The sequence below is a fragment of the Streptomyces sp. NPDC021020 genome (assembly GCF_044333285.1).
Classification (GTDB): Bacteria; Actinomycetota; Actinomycetes; order Streptomycetales; family Streptomycetaceae; genus Actinacidiphila.
In genome coordinates this window covers 52646-67621 of the sequence record NZ_JBIRQQ010000018.1, presented here as the reverse complement: position 1 = coordinate 67621, position 14976 = coordinate 52646, and the positions used below count along the sequence as shown (strand labels likewise).

The window sequence follows — 14976 nt, the reverse complement described above, 5'->3', positions numbered from 1 at the left end:
GCGTGGTTGCGCGCCCAGCTCCCCGCGCCCCTGGTTTGTCCCCTGCGCGGCATGGGCGAGCCCCTGGCGGGGCTTCCCTCAGCGGAGCTGGTCCTGCGGATGAGGGCGAGCGTTTTGAGGGGCGTGGGGAACTGCGCGCGCAACCACTCACGGGCAGACGGTCGCGCGGGCCACCGCACGTGGCAGCCCGGAGCGCAAAATGGCGCACCCCGCGGGGTTACGGCAGCGTTCACCGTGTGCTTGACGGCGCGTCACGCGCCCTCCGTGGGGCGTCCTTTGGATCAAGGCGCGTCCGTCCGCCACCGGGCGCGGTCCTCTCCCGCTCACGTCACGCCCGAGGTGCACGCACATGAGACTCACCGTCCTGAAACACCGGCGTACGAAACCCCTGCTCGTGGTGGTCGCCGCCGCGACGCTCGTGGCGGGCACGCCCGCGGCGGCCTTCGCGGACGCGGGCGGCACACACGGCAAGGGCGGCAACCACGGCGGCGCCCCCGCCGTACCCGCCCCGCCCGCCACCGGCGGGATCCCGCTCGCGAACACGGTCGAGCAGACCGGACCGGGCATCAGCCTCCAGCACGTCAAGGCGCTCGACCGCAAGGGCTGGTACGACGCGCACTTCCTGACCGTCGACCTGTCCGACCACGCCGTCAGCACCAACCTGCTGACGTCGGGTCCGGCCGCGTCCGGCGGCCCGCTCAGCGCCGCCGCGAACAAGGCGGGCGCCGTCGCGGGCGTCAACGGCGACTTCTTCGACATCGGCAACTCCAACGCCGCCCTGGGCGGGGACGTCCAGGACGGCAAGGTCGTCAAGTCCGCCGACGCCACCGGCAACCGCAAGCACGTGGGCGTCAGCCAGGACGGCATCGCCCAGCTCGTGGACCTCACGGTCGACGCGACCGCGGCCTTCGGCGGCACGGACCACACCGTGCTCTCGCTCAACGCGGCCAACGGCGGCGGCGTCCCGGCGGACGGGCTCGTCGCCTTCACCTCCGCGTGGGGCACGTACAGCCGCAACACCGGCCTCACCGGCGTCGCGAACGACCAGATCGCCGAGGTCCTGGTCGAGAAGGGCGCGGTCGTCTCCGTCACACCGAACGGCCCGGCAGGCTCCGGCGCCGTCCCGGCGGACGGCTTCGTGCTGGTCGGCCGCGGCGCCGCGGCGGCCGCGCTGCGCACTCTCCGGCCCGGCGACCCCGCGAAGCTGAGCTACGCGCTCGCCGACCAGGCCGCCAGAACCATGAAGTTCGCGCTCGGCCACGGCGGCACCATCGTCTCCGGCGGCCAGGCCGTCCCCGGCCTCGACACCTCGATCGCCCCCCGCACCGCCCTCGGCTTCAAGGACGGCGGCCACACCCTGGTCCTCGCCACCTGGGACGGCCCGGGCGGTACGGGCAAGGGCGGCGTCGGCATCGACGAGGAGGCGCGCGACCTCGCCGCGTTGGGCGTGCAGACCGCCGTCAACCTGGACGGCGGCGGCTCCACCACGATAGTCGCCCGCTCGCTCGGCGAGGACGACGCGACCGTCCGCAACGTGCCCTCCGACGGCCAGGAGCGCAACGACCCCAACGGCGTGGGCGTCTTCGTCGCCCCCGGCGACGGCAAGCTGCACCAGCTCCTGGTCAAGCCCGCACCCGGCGCGGCCGCGGCCGACGGCGGCGTGAAGGTCTTCCCCGGGATGCGCCGCGCGCTCGTCGCGGAGGGCGTCGACGACCACCTCACGCCCGTCACCGTCGCGCCGGGGTCCGTGCACTGGTCCGCGCCCGGCGCGTCCGTGAAGGACGGCACGCTCACGGTGCGACCGGGGGCGTACGGGACCGTCACCGTCACGGCGCACGACGGCAGGGCGAAGGCGGAGCGGAAGGTCACGGTGCTCGGCGCCGTCGACTCCGTCGAGCTGTCCTCCAAGCTGCTGTCGATCGCCGACGCCACGCCCGCCGACGCGGTCACCGTCTCCGTCACCGGCCGTGACGCACAGGGCTACACCGCCCCGATCGACCCGCGCGACCTCGGGCTCGACTACGACCACTCCGTCGTCGACATCACGCCCGTGGACGGCAAGCTGCGGATCACCCCGCTCGCCGCCGCCGGCACGCTGCTGACCGTCACCGCAGGCGGCAGGTCCGTGCAGCTGCCGATCACCATCGGCGTCCAGACGAAGACCGTCTACGACTTCGACGACAACGTGCTCGCCCGCTGGCACAACAACAGCACCGCGGCCACCACCTTCTCCGCCGACCCCGACGGCCTGCGCATCGACTTCGCCGCCATGCGCAACGTCGGCATATCGGCCGCCTCGTCCGACCGGCGCGTCGCCGTCCCCGGCCAGCCGCTGCGGCTGCGGGTGCGGATCAAGTCGAGCATCAGCGTGCCCAGCGGGCTGACCTACCTCGGCTACTACGACGGCAAGGGCGCGGGCAACGGCGTCTACGGCACCGGTCTGACCGCCGGTCCCGACTGGCAGTACGCGACCTTCACGCTGCCCGCGAACACCGTCTTCCCGATCTCCGTGTCCAGCTTCCAGGGCATCAACACCAACGTCGCGCAGCAGAAGGCGGGCACGTTCGTCCTGGACCGCATCGAGGCGGACATCCCCACCCCCGTCGACCTGCCCGCGCAGGCGCCGCTGCGCGCCGACCCGCTCGTCTCGGACGACGGCTCGCTGCTCCAGGGCAGGAGCACCTGGAATTTCGCGACGCTCTCCGACGTGCAGTTCACCGCGGACAACCCGGCGCTCTCGCAGGTCGCGACCGCGGCGATCGCGCGGATCCGCACGACCGACCCGGATCTGATCGTCCTCAACGGCGACATCACCGACCGCGGCCTGCCGCAGGACCTCGCGCTCGCCCGCCAGGTCCTCACCGACGCCGGCTGCGACCTCATCCCGGTCGGCCAGGAGCCGCCCGCGAACAGCACGCCGGACCCGAGGTCCGGCTCCGTGCCCTGCTACTACGTGCCGGGCAACCACGAGTCGTACGGTCTGAACAACGTCCAGTCCGACCTGACGAACTTCACCGCCGAATTCGGGCAGCCCTACCGGACCTTCGACCACAAGGGCACGCGCTTCATCCTGCTCGCCAGCTCGCTGGGGACGCTGCACGGCACCGACTTCGACCAGCTGCCGATGATGCAGAAGGCGCTCGCCGACGCGGAGAAGGACCCGTCCGTGCACAACGTCATGGTCTTCGCCCACCACCCGGTGGACGACCCGGCCGAGACGAAGTCCAGCCAGCTCGGCGACCGGGACGAGGTCGCGCTCGTCGAGGGCATGCTCACGCACTTCCGCGACACCACGGGCAAGGGCGCGGCCATGGTCGGCTCGCACGCCCAGATCGCCGACGTCCACCGCCTCGAGGGCGTCCCGTACGTGGTGCTGCCGTCCTCCGGCAAGGACCCGTACGGCACCCCCGACCGCGGCGGCTTCACCGGCTGGGCCGACTGGTCGGTGGACGCGCACGCGAACGCCGGCCAGCAGTGGCTGGAGACGGACGTGCACGCCTTCGCGCAGTCCGTCACCCTCGACACCCCGGACACCCTCCGTGTCGGCGGCACCGCCCAGCTCTCGGGCAGCATCGTCCAGCCCGAAGGCGTCGGCACCGGCACCCGCGTCGTCCCGCTCGCCTACCCCATGACCATCGACTGGGGCGGTTCCCCCTCCCTCGCGATCGGCAGCGGCAAGAAGGCCGTGGACGACGCCCGCCACCACGGCAAGACCGCCATCCTCGACCCCGCCACCCACACCCTCACCGCCCTGCGCCCCGGCACGGTGACCGTCACGGTGACGAACGACTCCATGCGCCCCTACACCGACGCCGCATCCCTCGCGTCGGTCACGACGACGAAGACGATCAGGATCCTCAAGTAGCGCTCCGGCAGGAGCCGTCCACGACCTGACACCCGCTGGGGCGGGCACCGACCGGTGCCCGCCCCAGCGCGGTCAGTAGTGCCAGCGCCGCAACCCCTCGTACATACCGCAAGTGATCTTCCGCCCGTTCGCGTCCGTCGTGCTCGCCCCGAGATCCGCCTTGCGACAGATCTGGCCGGCCGTGTAGCAGTTCCCCGCGTTGGAGCGGATGCTGCACACCGCTGTCTTCTTCTTGGCCGGCGCGGTCGTCTTCTTCGGCGCGGGGGCCGTTGTGCGGTGCACAGCCGGTGCCGTGGTGTGCCGGACCGCGGGTCTCGCGGTCGTCTTCTTCGGGGCCGGCGTCGTGGGTGGAGCGGTTGTCGTCGCCGGTGGCGTGGTCGGCGACGGGGATATGGTCGCCGGTTCCGTCGTGGCGTCGGCCGTCGGGCTCGTCGTGGTGGCCGAGGTGGTGCTGGGGCTTGCCGTCGCGGTCGGCGTGACCGTCGCCGCGGAACCGGCGTCCGGCCCCCCGGTGGGCCCGCACGCGGCGAGCGTGAAAGCGGCGAACCCGCCGACGACTGCGACAACCGTGCGAGTGATCTTCGTACTGATCTTCATGGCCGGAACAGTAGGCTCCGCCTGCCGCGGCCCGTGGTGCGTTTCGCCCGGACTACGCAGCGTGCGTAGGCGCGGCTAGACGAAGCGACCGAATCCGGCGTACTCGCACAGGAGTGCAGGTACCAGAGCGGTTCGTACCGGGACGTCCAGGACGCGGGCGCAGGTCGGCGCCGCCGCCGGGAGTGCGTAGGCCCGCGACGGCTACCGGGCGTCGCGCGGCCCGGTGTCCGCGGTCGAGCCGGAGCCGGCCCGGTCGGCGGCGGGCACCGCGTAGCCCGGGATCGAGGGCCAGCGGACCGTCAGGACGACCGAGGCCTCCTCGGCCTCCCAGGAGTGGTCGACGTCGCGGCCCCAGACGACGTAGTCGCCCTGCTCGGCGAGGACGACGCTGCGGTGCGGGAAGTCGAGGCGGAAGCGGCCGCTGATCAGGACCAGCAGGGCTGTGCGCCGCTCGCTGCGGACCCATGCCGCGCGGGTGTCGCCGGGTGGGTGGACGCCCCACTTGATCTCCAGGTCGTCGCTGTGGCGCGGGTCGCCCTCGGGCTTGAAGTGACCGAGGAGCCAGCCGCGGTCGAGGGCCGCGTCGCGGGCCGCGTGGCCGGTGTAGACGGTGTCGTTCACGCGGCCCGACGCTATCAAGGGCCCCCGCCGCCTCAGGCGAGGCCGCGGGCCAGCAGGGCGTGGTAGCGCAGTACGAGGCGCCCGTCCGGGCCCGTGTACTCCGGGACCAGCTCGTCGTACGCCGCCTTGATCCGTACGACCGTGCCGGCGCTCTGCCGGCTGACCGTCTGGCCGATGAGCCCCACCCCGGCCGCCGCGCCGCCCCACCACTCCTCCGTGGCCGCGAGGTGATCCCATGTCACCGGCGCGCAGGTCACCTCGGCGAGCCCTGCGGCGGCCAGCAGCTCCGCGAAGCCCTCCGGCGTGCGGGGGAATTCCTCCGCCGGGTCGAGCCGCGGCTCCTCGGCCGCCTGCTGCGCCCCGGCCGCCTCCACGGCGCGGCGGAGCAGCTCGTGCCCCGCGCCGGCCGGGCTGCACCAGATCGTCGCCGCGACCCGGCCGCCGGGCCGTGCCGCCGCCCGCATGGCCGCGACGGCCGCCGCGGGCCGCCCGACGTGGTTGACCACGAAGTTGGCCACCACCGCGTCGAAGCTGCCGGGCTCGAACGGCAGGTCAGGGAGCACGGCGCGCCGGAAGTCGGCTTCCGGCGCGGCCTGCCGGGCCAGCTCGATCATGCCCGGCTCGGCGTCGACGGCGGTCACCCGGGCGCCGCGCGCGCACGCCGCGGCCGCGACGGTGCCGGCCCCTGTGCCGACATCGAGCAGCCGGACCCCCGGGCCCGCCCCGGCCGCGTCCAGCAGCGCCGGCGCGGTGTGCGCGCACAGCTTGGCGAAGCTGTCCCGGAAGGCCGCGGCCCTTCCCGCCCAGATCCGCCGCTCCGCCTCGTCGAAGTCCTCCACGCCCACCGGCCCCCGCTCTCCGCTGTCGCCGCCCGGACACCCCGGCGGCCACGCCGACTCTACCGACGACCCGCGCGGCACCCGGCCCGGCGGACCCGCCCGGCCCGCGCAGCCACCGCGGCCCGGCGACGGCCCCCGCGGAGTGGCCCCCGCCGACTACCTCGGCACGGTGACGGACTGCTCGTGGTGGAAGATGTCGTGCGGGTCCCAGGTCTGCTTGACCCGCTGGAGGCGTTCGTAGCCGGCCTTGTAGTAGAGCCGGTGCCAGGGCTGGCCCGAGGTGTTGAGGTGTCGGTCGGACAGGTCGACGTCGGGGTAGTTGATGTAGCAGCCGTCGGTGTTGGCGTCCCGGGTCGCCGGGTCGTCGGGATCGGCGATGACCGGGACGCCGCCGGTCGGCCGGTGGACGTCGCGGTAGAGGTCGCGGATCCAGCGCAGGTGCGGGGCGGCGATCCCCGGGTCGAGCTCGGCGTCCCGGTAGTCGAAGAGGCCGTTCTCGTCGGCGTCGACGCCCCAGGTCCAGTAGACCTGGTATTGCAGCTTGAGTACCGAGGAGCGCTGCGGCACCGCCGTGGCGCCGGGGGCCCGGTCGTTGACGGCGCCGCCGTAGGAGTCGACCTGGACGAGGGCGTCGGGGTTGCTGTACCCGGGGGCGGTCAGATGGCGCTGGATCGCCTCGATCTGGTGGTCGGTGAAGCCCCTCGTCAGATACGCCGACTTGTACTTGCCGCAGCGGTTGGGCCCCGAGTCGTTGAGGCTCTGGGTCGCGGTGAGCCACGGCAGCAGGGTGGGGATGAACAGGCCGCCCTGCGCGGGGTGCTCGCCGATCGCCTGGTCCAGCGGCTGCTCGCGCACGAGCTGGGTGCTGCCCGAGCGGAAGTCCGCGGTGATCCAGTCCAGGAAGGCGGCGAGCCGTGCGGGGGAATCCGGCTTCGTCCCGTCCAGCTGCACGGTCAGTCCGACCTTGCCCGCGCTTATGTGGGTGAGCTTCAGCAGACTGAACATGTCCCGGTAGCCGTAGGACCTGAACGGCGACGCCGGGAGCCGGCCCGCGGCCTCGTACTCGAAGAACTGCCCGTAGCGGCGCACCAGCGAGCGGAAGAGCTCCGGGTGGTCGACGAAGTCCTGCCAATCCCACGCGACGGCCCGCAGCAGCACCTGGGCGGGCGGCTGGGGCAGCCCGCGGAACCAGTAGCGGGTGATCACCCCGAAGTTGCCCCCGCCCCCGCCCGTGTGCGCCCACCACAGGTCGCGCAGCGCGGGATCCTCCGCATCCTTGCGGGCCACCGTCCTCACCGGGTGCCTGCCGTCCGCGGCCGTCACGACCTCCACCGCGTACAGGTAATCCACCGTCAGCCCGAACAGCCGGGACAGCAGCCCGTACCCGCCCCCCGACACGTGCCCGCCGAGCCCCACGGAATAGCAGGAGCCGCCCGGCAGCGCGAGTCCCGTCGTCCGGTAGAGCTGCGTCGTGCTGTCCCAGTTGGTCGCGCCGGCCTCGATGCAGTACGCGTCCATCCCGGGGTCGAAGTGGACGCGGTTCATCCCGCTCACGTCCACGATGACCCCGACGTCGGGCGACGACACGAAATTCTCGTAGCAATGCCCGCCCGAGCGCACCGTGATCCGCCGCCGCGACCCCGCCGGACGGGCCAGATACGTGCGCAGCGCCGCGGCCACGTCGTCGGCCGACGACGCCAGCACGACGGAATCCGGCGTGGCGATCCACCGCTGGTTGAACCCCCTGCGCAGCGCGTCGTACCGCGCGTCGCCCGGTGTCACTTCGATCGGATGCGTCGACATGTCCTGCCCCCTGGCCCCTGAACCGCTGAATCTCCCCTTGCTCACTCAAGGTTACTCTCTGCTTACGTAGTGTCACTACCCCGAACGGGTGACAACGGATGAACGCGGACGCCGGATCCGCGGGCCCGCGGCCCTGCGCGGCGAAACTCCGGACGGGCTGGGAATGGGGCCGGCGGGGGCCGATACTGGGGCCATGGCACTGCTGGTGTTCATGACGCTGCCCGGACTGGTCATCCTGCTCACGGTGCTGGCCTTCGTCGATCAGGCGCTGCTGCACGCGGGCCGCGCCGGGATACTGCCGTGGCGCGGCGCCGGGCGGCAGGGGCAGGTGGCGGCGACCGGGTTCGAGCTGCTGCACGCGAGTCTGTCCCCGGGCAAGCAGAACGAGCTGAAGGAGCGCCGCTCCGCGCTGCTGCTGCGCGACGAGGAGGACGACGGCGCGCCGCCGCACCGTACGACCGTGGATCTGGACGGCGGCACCGCGGTCGTACGGCTCCGGTCCGGCGCCGGGCCCCTCGCCGGGTGAGCGGCGAGCCACTGGGCCCGCTGCCCGGCGAAGTGCGCTCCGCACGGCTGGTGCTGACCCCGCTCGACCTGGACGCGGACGCCCCCGGCCTGCACCTCGCGTACGGCGACCCGAGGGTTTCGCGCCCCTGGGCGGACGAGGAGGCCCCCCGGGACGAGGCCGAGACCCGCGAGCGGCTCGCCGCCCGGGTCGAGCGGCCCGACGGGCGGCTGTGGACGATCCGGCGCGCGGGCGAGCCGGACGCGCTCGGGCTCGTCGAACTGGCCGACGTCACCCCGACGCCCTGGCTCTCGTGGATGCTGCGGCGCGAGCAGTGGCGGCGCGGCATCACCGGCGAGGCGGTCGCCGCGCTCGTGGACCACCTCTTCGCGGTCGAGGGCACGGAGCGCGTCGAGGCGTGGGCCGACGCCGCCAACACCGGCTCGATCGGCGTCGCCCGGCGCGCCGGGATGACCGAACGGGGCCGCTTCACGATGTCCACGCCCGTCGGCGGCACCCGGGAGAAGGTCGTGCTCGGCCGGGTCCGTGAGCCGGGCCCGCAGCGCTTTTACCTCGCGCACCCGGTCCTGCCGGTGCGGGACGTCGAGGCCACCCTCGCCCTGCTCCACGCCGGGCTCGGCCTCGAACCGGGCTTCCGCGTCGGCGAACCCGCGCGCTACGCCGCCGCGCGGCTCGGCCCGTGGTCGGTCGGCCCCGGCCTGCGGCTCGCGCTTGCGCCCGGCGGCGAGCCGATCGCGCCGGTGACGGTCGCCCTCGACGCAGGTGTCCCGCTCGCCGGTCTCGCGGACCGCTGGACCGCGGCGGGCGGGCGGACCGACGGACCCGTGCAGCGCATGCCCTGGGACGCGCACGAGCTGTGCTGCCTGCTGCCCGAGGGCCACCGGCTGCTCATCGGCGGCCCGCCGTCCTGACGCCCGGTCGGCAGCGGGCCTGCCCCGGATCAGAGCGAGTGGACTTCCAGGTGGTCCTTGACCCGGTCGAAGATCTGCTCGCCCTCCTGCGACTGGGCCGTGGCGGCCGGCATCACGACGTCGAGGGTGTAGAGGTCGCCCGTGCCGCTGACCACGTCCAGTTCGAGTTCGCGCAGCGCCGGCTTGTCGTCGTCGGTGAGGTCGGTGTAGTGGAGGTCGAGCAGGGCGGCCGGCTCGCCCTGCTGCTCGGCCTCGGTGACCGTGCCGTCGGCCTCGTCCGCGGTGTTGGTGTAGTTGACCGTGCCGCCCTTCTTGTACCAGTCCAGGGTGGCGTTCGCGACCGCCGCCGCGCTGCGCTTCTCGCCCTGGGCCCTGGTGAGGGTCACCCGGAAGACCTTCTGCGGGTCGGTGTACGTGACGGCCTTGTCGTCGATGCTCCGTACGTAGTCGCCGGGCACCGCGAGGGTGGCGCCGACGCCCTTCTCGTCGTACGACTTCCAGCCCTTCGGGATCCCGCCGCCGCCGAACGGCGACACCACCACGACCACGGCCGCCGCCACCACGACGGCCGCCGCCCCCGCGGTGACCGCGCGGCCGCGGCGGCTGCGGGGCAGCACCCGTATCGCACGGCCCGGCGGGGGGACGGGCGCCGGCTCGGCGCCGGCCGGGGCCGCGGGCTGGGCGGGGACGCGCGGCGGGTCCAGTACGGCGCGCAGCTCGTCGGCGAAGCGGGCCGCCGTCGTCCGCGCCGCCGGCTCCTTGCGCAGCAGCCCCAGCACCGGCGCGGCGAGCGCGCCCGCCTGGCGCGGCGCGGGCAGGTCGGCGAGCAGCACCGCCTGGAAGGTCGACGGGGTGGCCTGGCGGCGGAAGGGCGACACGCCCTCCACGGCCTGGTAGAGGACGACGCCGAGCGACCACAGGTCCGACTCGGGGCCCGGCCGGTGCCCCAGCACCCGCTCGGGGGAGATGTACTCGGGGGAGCCGATGAAGGCGCCGGTCTCGGTGAGCGGCTCCTCGCCCTCCACCTGTGCGATGCCGAAGTCGGTGAGCACCACCCTGTCGTGCCGCCCGAGCAGGATGTTCGCCGGCTTCACGTCGCGGTGCAGCACCCCCGCCTCGTGCGCGGCGGACAGCGCGCCCAGCACGGCGAGCCCGATCCGGGCCGCCTCGCGCGGCGGGAGCGTGCCCTCGGCCAGCACCTCGGCGAGCGACCGGCCGCGTACCAGCTCCATGACGATCCACGGCCGGCCGTCCTCCACGACCACGTCGTGCACGGTCACCACCGAGGGGTGGTCGATACGGGCGGCGGCGCGCGCCTCGCGCTGCATCCGCAGATGGGCCGTCTCACGCTGGGCGCCCGTCATGTGGTCGGGCACCCGCGGCTCCTTGACCGCCACGTCGCGGTCCACGACCTCGTCGTGCGCCCGCCACACCGTGCCCATCCCGCCGTAGCCCAGCCGCTCCAGCAGCCGGTAGCGCCCGCCGAGCAGCCGCGCCGCGCCGCTCCCGCCCCCGCGGGCGGCGTCCGTACGGCCGGCGGGCGCGGAGGGCGCAGGAGCGGTGGGGACGTCGGCGGCGGCGGGCCCGGGCGGCTTCAGCTCGTAGCTGGTCGTCGGACGCGTGCCCTCGCGCGCGGGCTCCGCGCCCGTGCCCCCGTTCGTTGCCATGGGGCGCATCATTCCAGTTCCGCCCCGGCCGGAAGGGCGCGGACCGGGGGCTGTGGCGAAGGTGTGACCCGGGCGGTGCGCGGAGTGGCCGCGCGCGCGGTTGACCTTGCCCCCGGGGGCAAGGTCTACGCTCGCAGCGGCTGCCAGTGGAGGGCCGCCCGGGAGGTGGAGGACATGAAAATCGGCGAGGTGGCACGGCGCGCGGGAGTGAGTGCGAAGGCCATCCGGCGCTACGAGGAACTGGGGCTGGTCGCGCCGAGCCGGCTGCCCAACGGCTACCGCACCTTCAGCGAGCACGACGTGCGCGCGGTGCGCGAGCTGCGGGCGCTGCGCGAGCTGGGAATACCGGCCGAGCGGACCCGCCCCTTCCTGGAGTGCCTGGCCGCCGGGGCGCCGGACGCCGACGACTGCCCGTCCTCGCTGGCCGAATACCGCGCCGCGATCGACGAACTGGGCGCCCGCATCACGGAGCTGACCGACCGCCGGGACCGGATCGCCGCCCGCCTCACCGAGGCCGCGTACCGCACCACCCGCGCGGACGCGCCGCGGGAGGCGGTACCTGCCGGGCCCGCGGCGCTTGCCGTGCCTGCGGTGCTTGCTGTGCCGGGCGCGTCCGCCGTGCCTGGCGCGCCCGTCGCCGCGCCCCCGCCCGCGCCCGGTGATCTCGGCGGCCGGCTGCCGGGGCTCCGCCTGCCGCGGCTCGCGCTGCCCGCGACGGACGGCGGCACGGTCGCCCTCGGCGGCCTGGGCCCCGGACGCACCGTCCTCTACCTCTACCCGCTGACCGGCCGCCCCGACGCCGACCTGCCCGCGGGGTGGGACACCATCCCCGGCGCCCGCGGCTGCACCGCCGAGGCCTGCGGCTTCCGCGACCACCACGACGACCTCACCGCCGCGGGCGCGACCGCCGTGTACGGCCTGTCCGGCCAGGACACCGGCTACCAGCGCGAGGTGACCGAGCGGCTGCGGCTGCCGTTCGCGATGCTGTCCGACCCCGGACTGCGCCTCGCCTCCGCGCTCGGCCTGCCGACGTTCGAGGCGGGCGGGCAGCGCCTGTACGTACGGCTCACGCTGATCGTCAGGGACGGCGTGGTCGAGCACGTCTTCCACCCCGTGGACGCGCCCGGCGAGCACGCCGGGCAGGTGGTGCGGTGGCTCGCGTCCGCGCGTACGCGCCCGTGAACCCGGCCGTTACTTCTGGCGGTACGCGTACGCGCCGCTGGCGCGGGACACCGAGGCCCGCCGCTGCCCGGCGGCCGCCGTCACCGGAGCCCTGGGAGGGGGCGCCGAGGGCATGAGGCGGCCGATCCTGGCCGACCGCGCGTGCCGCCGCTGGGCCTGCTCGGCTGGGGCTGCGCCGGGACCTGGTACGGCGCGCCGCTTCGTCCGCGCGGTCCGAGCCGCCTCAGGCGCCGCCCGTGGGTGGCGGGGTCATCGCCCAGCGGATCGCCCGCGTCAGGCCCTGGCCCGCCCAGCGCACACCGGTCGCCTCCGTCACGGGCAGGCACGGCAGCCGCAGCGGCACGCGGGCCCACGACGGGAGCAGCGCCACCGCGTTCGCGGTGAGCACCGCGTAGCCCGGCCGGGCCGCCCACGGCACCGGCGGGGTGAGCAGCAGGAAGCGCGCTGCCTCCCGGGCCTGCGGGGTGGCGCGCAGCTCCGGGCGGTACGCGTCGAGGACGGCGGCGAGCTGTGCCTGGTCACGCGGCGGGTCCACCACGCCGAGCGCGGCGCCGACCCGGGCGGTGTCCGCGACATACGCGTCGTAACCCGCGCCGTCCAGCGGGCGGGCACCGTACCGGCGGTGCGCGCGCAGGAAGCTGTCGACCTCGGCCGCGTGCACCCACGCCAGCAGGTGCGGGTCGGAGGCGCGGTAGGGCTCGCCGTCCGCCGTGGTGCCGCTGACCCGCGTGTGGACGCGCCGCACCTGGGCGACCGCGTGCTCGGCGTCCGCGGCGGTCCCGAACGTCGTCACGGCCAGGAAGCCGCTGGTGCGCTGGAGCCGCCCCCACGGATCGCCGCGGTAGCCGGAGTGCGCGGCGACCGCCGCCATCGCGAGCGGGTGCAGCGACTGGAGCAGCAGCGCGGACAGGCCGCCGGTGAACATCGACGCGTCGCCGTGCACGGTACGGATCGGGCGGTCGGGCGCGAACCAGCGCGGCCCCGGGGTGTCGTGGATCCGCGCCCGGGTGGCGGGCCCTTCCGGCCCGGCCACCCTGGCGAAAAGCTCCGCGCCCAGGCGCCGCCGCACCGCGCCGAGCCCGGGTATCTCGGGATAGGCCACCACACCCCCACTCTACGGCGCCGGCGCACGCCCCTGCCGCGCCGGGCGCGCACGGGTCCACCCGCACGGCGGCGAGCGGGTGCGGGAGCCCCGGGGCCGGGGCAGGATGGGCCGCGGACCGCGTACTGCCCCGCCTGCGGAAGGGCCGCTCATGCCGTTCAGCCGTCGCAAGGACATCGGCCTGCTCGCGCTGCGCCTCGGCGCAGGAGGGACGCTGCTCGCCCACGGCTCGCAGAAACTGCTGGGCTGGTTCGGCGGGTCCGGCCTCGACGCCACCGCGGACGTGATGGAGAAGATGGGCTTCCGGCCGGGCCGGGAGAGCGCGCTGGCCGCGGGGCTCGGCGAGGCGGGCGGCGGCGCGCTGCTGGCGCTGGGCCTGGCCACGCCGGTCGCGGGCGCGGCAGCGGCGGGCGCGATGGCCGGTGCGGTGTCCGTGCACGCCCCCGCGGGCTTCTTCGCGCACCAGGGCGGCTTCGAATACCCGGCCTTCCTCGGCTTCGTGGCCGCCGGCCTCGGCCTGGCCGGGCCCGGCTGCCTCTCCCTCGACGCGCTGACCGGCGACCGCCTGAACCGCCCCGGCACGGTGCTGCTGGCCTTCGCCCTGAGCGCGGCCGCGGCCACCGTCGTGGTCAACCGCCGCGCGGCGGTGCTGGCCGAAGCGCAGGAGCAAGCGGCGCGGTCGGCCCCGGACACGGACCCGGACGCCGAGACGGACCCGTCCGCGACCTGACCGCGTCCCGGCTGCGGGACGATCTGGCCTGCGCGACCCGGCTGCGGCGCGGGCCGGTCATGGCGTGATCCGCCCCCAAACTGACCCTGAGCTGACCGTCGCGTGACCCGGCTGCGGCCGACCGTGGCGTGATCCGCCCCCGCGGTGATCCGGTCGGGAGTTGACCGCCGCGCGACCCGACCCGCCGCGTGACCTGGCTCCCGCGCAGGCCGACCACGGCGCGATCCCCCCGCCGCGACCTGACCGCCCCGTGGAGCGCGCCATCGGGCCGGTGGTCCCTCCGCGCGAACCGGTGGCCCCGGCGGCGAACCGCCGCCAGATGACGCCGCCGCGTACCGTGCCCGCAGGCGCGAACCCCCGCCCGGCCGCCGCGGCCCCCTCACTCCTCCCCGCGCCGCGAATCCCGTTCGCGGCCGATGAGTTCCGGCCGCCCGGCCGGTCCTGCACGGTGGACGCACGTCCGCCGACCGCACGACGACGAGGGAGCCCGACGATGACGACGAACAACGGCCACGGGGAAGGCAGCGGCGCGGAGTTGCAGCCCGCGGTCGAGGCGGAGTACCTGGCGCTCGCGGCGCTGCTGGAGCCGCTGTCCGAGGAGGAGTGGGACACCCCCTCGCTCTGCGCCGGCTGGCGGATCCGCGAGGTCGCCGCGCACGTGACCATGCCGGCGCGTTACGACCAGGAGCGCTTCACGGCCGAACTGCGGGCGTGCTCCTACGACTTCGGCGCGCTCTCGGACAAGATCGCCGCGCGGGACGCCGCACTGCCCACGGCCGAACTGCTCGCGGGGCTGCGCAGCGGCACCCTCCACCACTTCACGTCGCCCGACGGCGGCTGGCAGGGCGCCCTCAGCCACGCGGTGATCCACGGCCTCGACATGGCCGTGCCGCTCGGCGCCGCGGGCCGGGTCCCGCCCGCCACGGTCACGGCCGTGCTGGACGGCCTGACCCGAGGCGGCGTCGCCGCGAACTTCGGGGTGCGGCTGGACGGCCGCGGCCTGCAAGCGACGGACCTGGACTGGTCGTTCGGCTCGGGGCCCGTGCTGAGCGGCACCGCCGAGGACCTGGTCCTCGCGCTCACCGGCCGTACGCTGCCGCCGGGGCGCCTGGCGGGCGACCCGCTGTGACGCC

At 75.0% G+C, this 14976-nt stretch carries 12 protein-coding genes; 6 read left to right on the top strand and 6 right to left on the bottom strand.

The window, feature by feature from the left end:
- Positions 1 to 349: 349 nt before the first annotated feature.
- The gene (locus tag ACH4SL_RS36285) at positions 350 to 3865 is read left to right on the top strand and encodes a phosphodiester glycosidase family protein (RefSeq protein WP_398454331.1); all 3516 of its coding nucleotides are present in this window, start codon (positions 350 to 352) and stop codon (positions 3863 to 3865) included.
- 72 nt (positions 3866 to 3937) lie between these two features.
- Here the strand turns inward: ACH4SL_RS36285 and ACH4SL_RS36280 are convergent, their stop codons facing one another.
- The 4 genes from ACH4SL_RS36280 to ACH4SL_RS36265 all read right to left on the bottom strand — a co-directional run bounded on the left by ACH4SL_RS36280 (position 3938) and on the right by ACH4SL_RS36265 (position 7725).
- Positions 3938 to 4462, bottom strand: coding sequence for a hypothetical protein (locus tag ACH4SL_RS36280; protein ID WP_398454329.1), 525 nt, complete (start codon positions 4460 to 4462; stop codon positions 3938 to 3940).
- A gap of 201 nt (positions 4463 to 4663) precedes the next feature.
- On the bottom strand, positions 4664 to 5083 hold the full coding sequence (locus ACH4SL_RS36275) for a signal peptidase I (protein WP_398454327.1): 420 nt from the start codon (positions 5081 to 5083) through the stop codon (positions 4664 to 4666).
- A gap of 32 nt (positions 5084 to 5115) precedes the next feature.
- Positions 5116 to 5928 carry a class I SAM-dependent methyltransferase gene (locus ACH4SL_RS36270; protein WP_398454325.1) on the bottom strand — a complete coding sequence of 271 codons (813 nt, stop codon included), beginning with the start codon at positions 5926 to 5928 and terminating at the stop codon, positions 5116 to 5118.
- Between the two features lie 150 nt (positions 5929 to 6078).
- Entirely contained in the window at positions 6079 to 7725 is a 1647-nt protein-coding gene (locus ACH4SL_RS36265) for an FAD-dependent oxidoreductase (protein ID WP_398454323.1), read from the bottom strand.
- A gap of 193 nt (positions 7726 to 7918) precedes the next feature.
- Here ACH4SL_RS36265 and ACH4SL_RS36260 point away from each other — a divergent pair, with 193 nt between their 5' ends.
- Both ACH4SL_RS36260 and ACH4SL_RS36255 read left to right on the top strand, forming a co-directional pair.
- Positions 7919 to 8251, top strand: a complete 333-nt coding sequence (locus ACH4SL_RS36260; protein WP_398454321.1) for a DUF6191 domain-containing protein — start codon at positions 7919 to 7921, stop codon at positions 8249 to 8251.
- Positions 8248 to 9162: a GNAT family N-acetyltransferase gene (locus tag ACH4SL_RS36255; protein ID WP_398454319.1), complete on the top strand. Its 915-nt coding sequence runs from the start codon at positions 8248 to 8250 to the stop codon at positions 9160 to 9162. Before ACH4SL_RS36260 ends, ACH4SL_RS36255 begins: the two co-directional genes overlap by 4 nt.
- Positions 9163 to 9191: 29 nt before the next feature.
- Here ACH4SL_RS36255 and ACH4SL_RS36250 read toward each other — a convergent pair whose 3' ends face one another.
- Positions 9192 to 10829, bottom strand: a complete 1638-nt coding sequence (locus tag ACH4SL_RS36250) for a serine/threonine-protein kinase (RefSeq protein WP_398454317.1) — start codon at positions 10827 to 10829, stop codon at positions 9192 to 9194.
- A 174-nt stretch (positions 10830 to 11003) separates the two neighbouring features.
- Here ACH4SL_RS36250 and ACH4SL_RS36245 point away from each other — a divergent pair, with 174 nt between their 5' ends.
- Positions 11004 to 12011 carry a MerR family transcriptional regulator gene (locus tag ACH4SL_RS36245; protein ID WP_398454315.1) on the top strand — a complete coding sequence of 336 codons (1008 nt, stop codon included), beginning with the start codon at positions 11004 to 11006 and terminating at the stop codon, positions 12009 to 12011.
- Positions 12012 to 12234: 223 nt separating this feature from the next.
- Here the strand turns inward: ACH4SL_RS36245 and ACH4SL_RS36240 are convergent, their stop codons facing one another.
- The gene (locus ACH4SL_RS36240) at positions 12235 to 13116 is read right to left on the bottom strand and encodes an oxygenase MpaB family protein (RefSeq protein ID WP_398454313.1); all 882 of its coding nucleotides are present in this window, start codon (positions 13114 to 13116) and stop codon (positions 12235 to 12237) included.
- A gap of 148 nt (positions 13117 to 13264) precedes the next feature.
- Between ACH4SL_RS36240 and ACH4SL_RS36235 the strand changes: the two genes are divergently transcribed.
- A complete protein-coding gene (locus tag ACH4SL_RS36235; RefSeq protein WP_398454310.1) occupies positions 13265 to 13843 on the top strand; it encodes a DoxX family protein in 579 nt (192 codons plus the stop codon).
- Positions 13844 to 14336: 493 nt separating this feature from the next.
- Complete coding sequence (locus ACH4SL_RS36230; protein WP_398454308.1) at positions 14337 to 14972, top strand: maleylpyruvate isomerase family mycothiol-dependent enzyme; 636 nt, start codon at positions 14337 to 14339, stop codon at positions 14970 to 14972.
- The last annotated feature ends 4 nt before the right edge of the window (positions 14973 to 14976 follow it).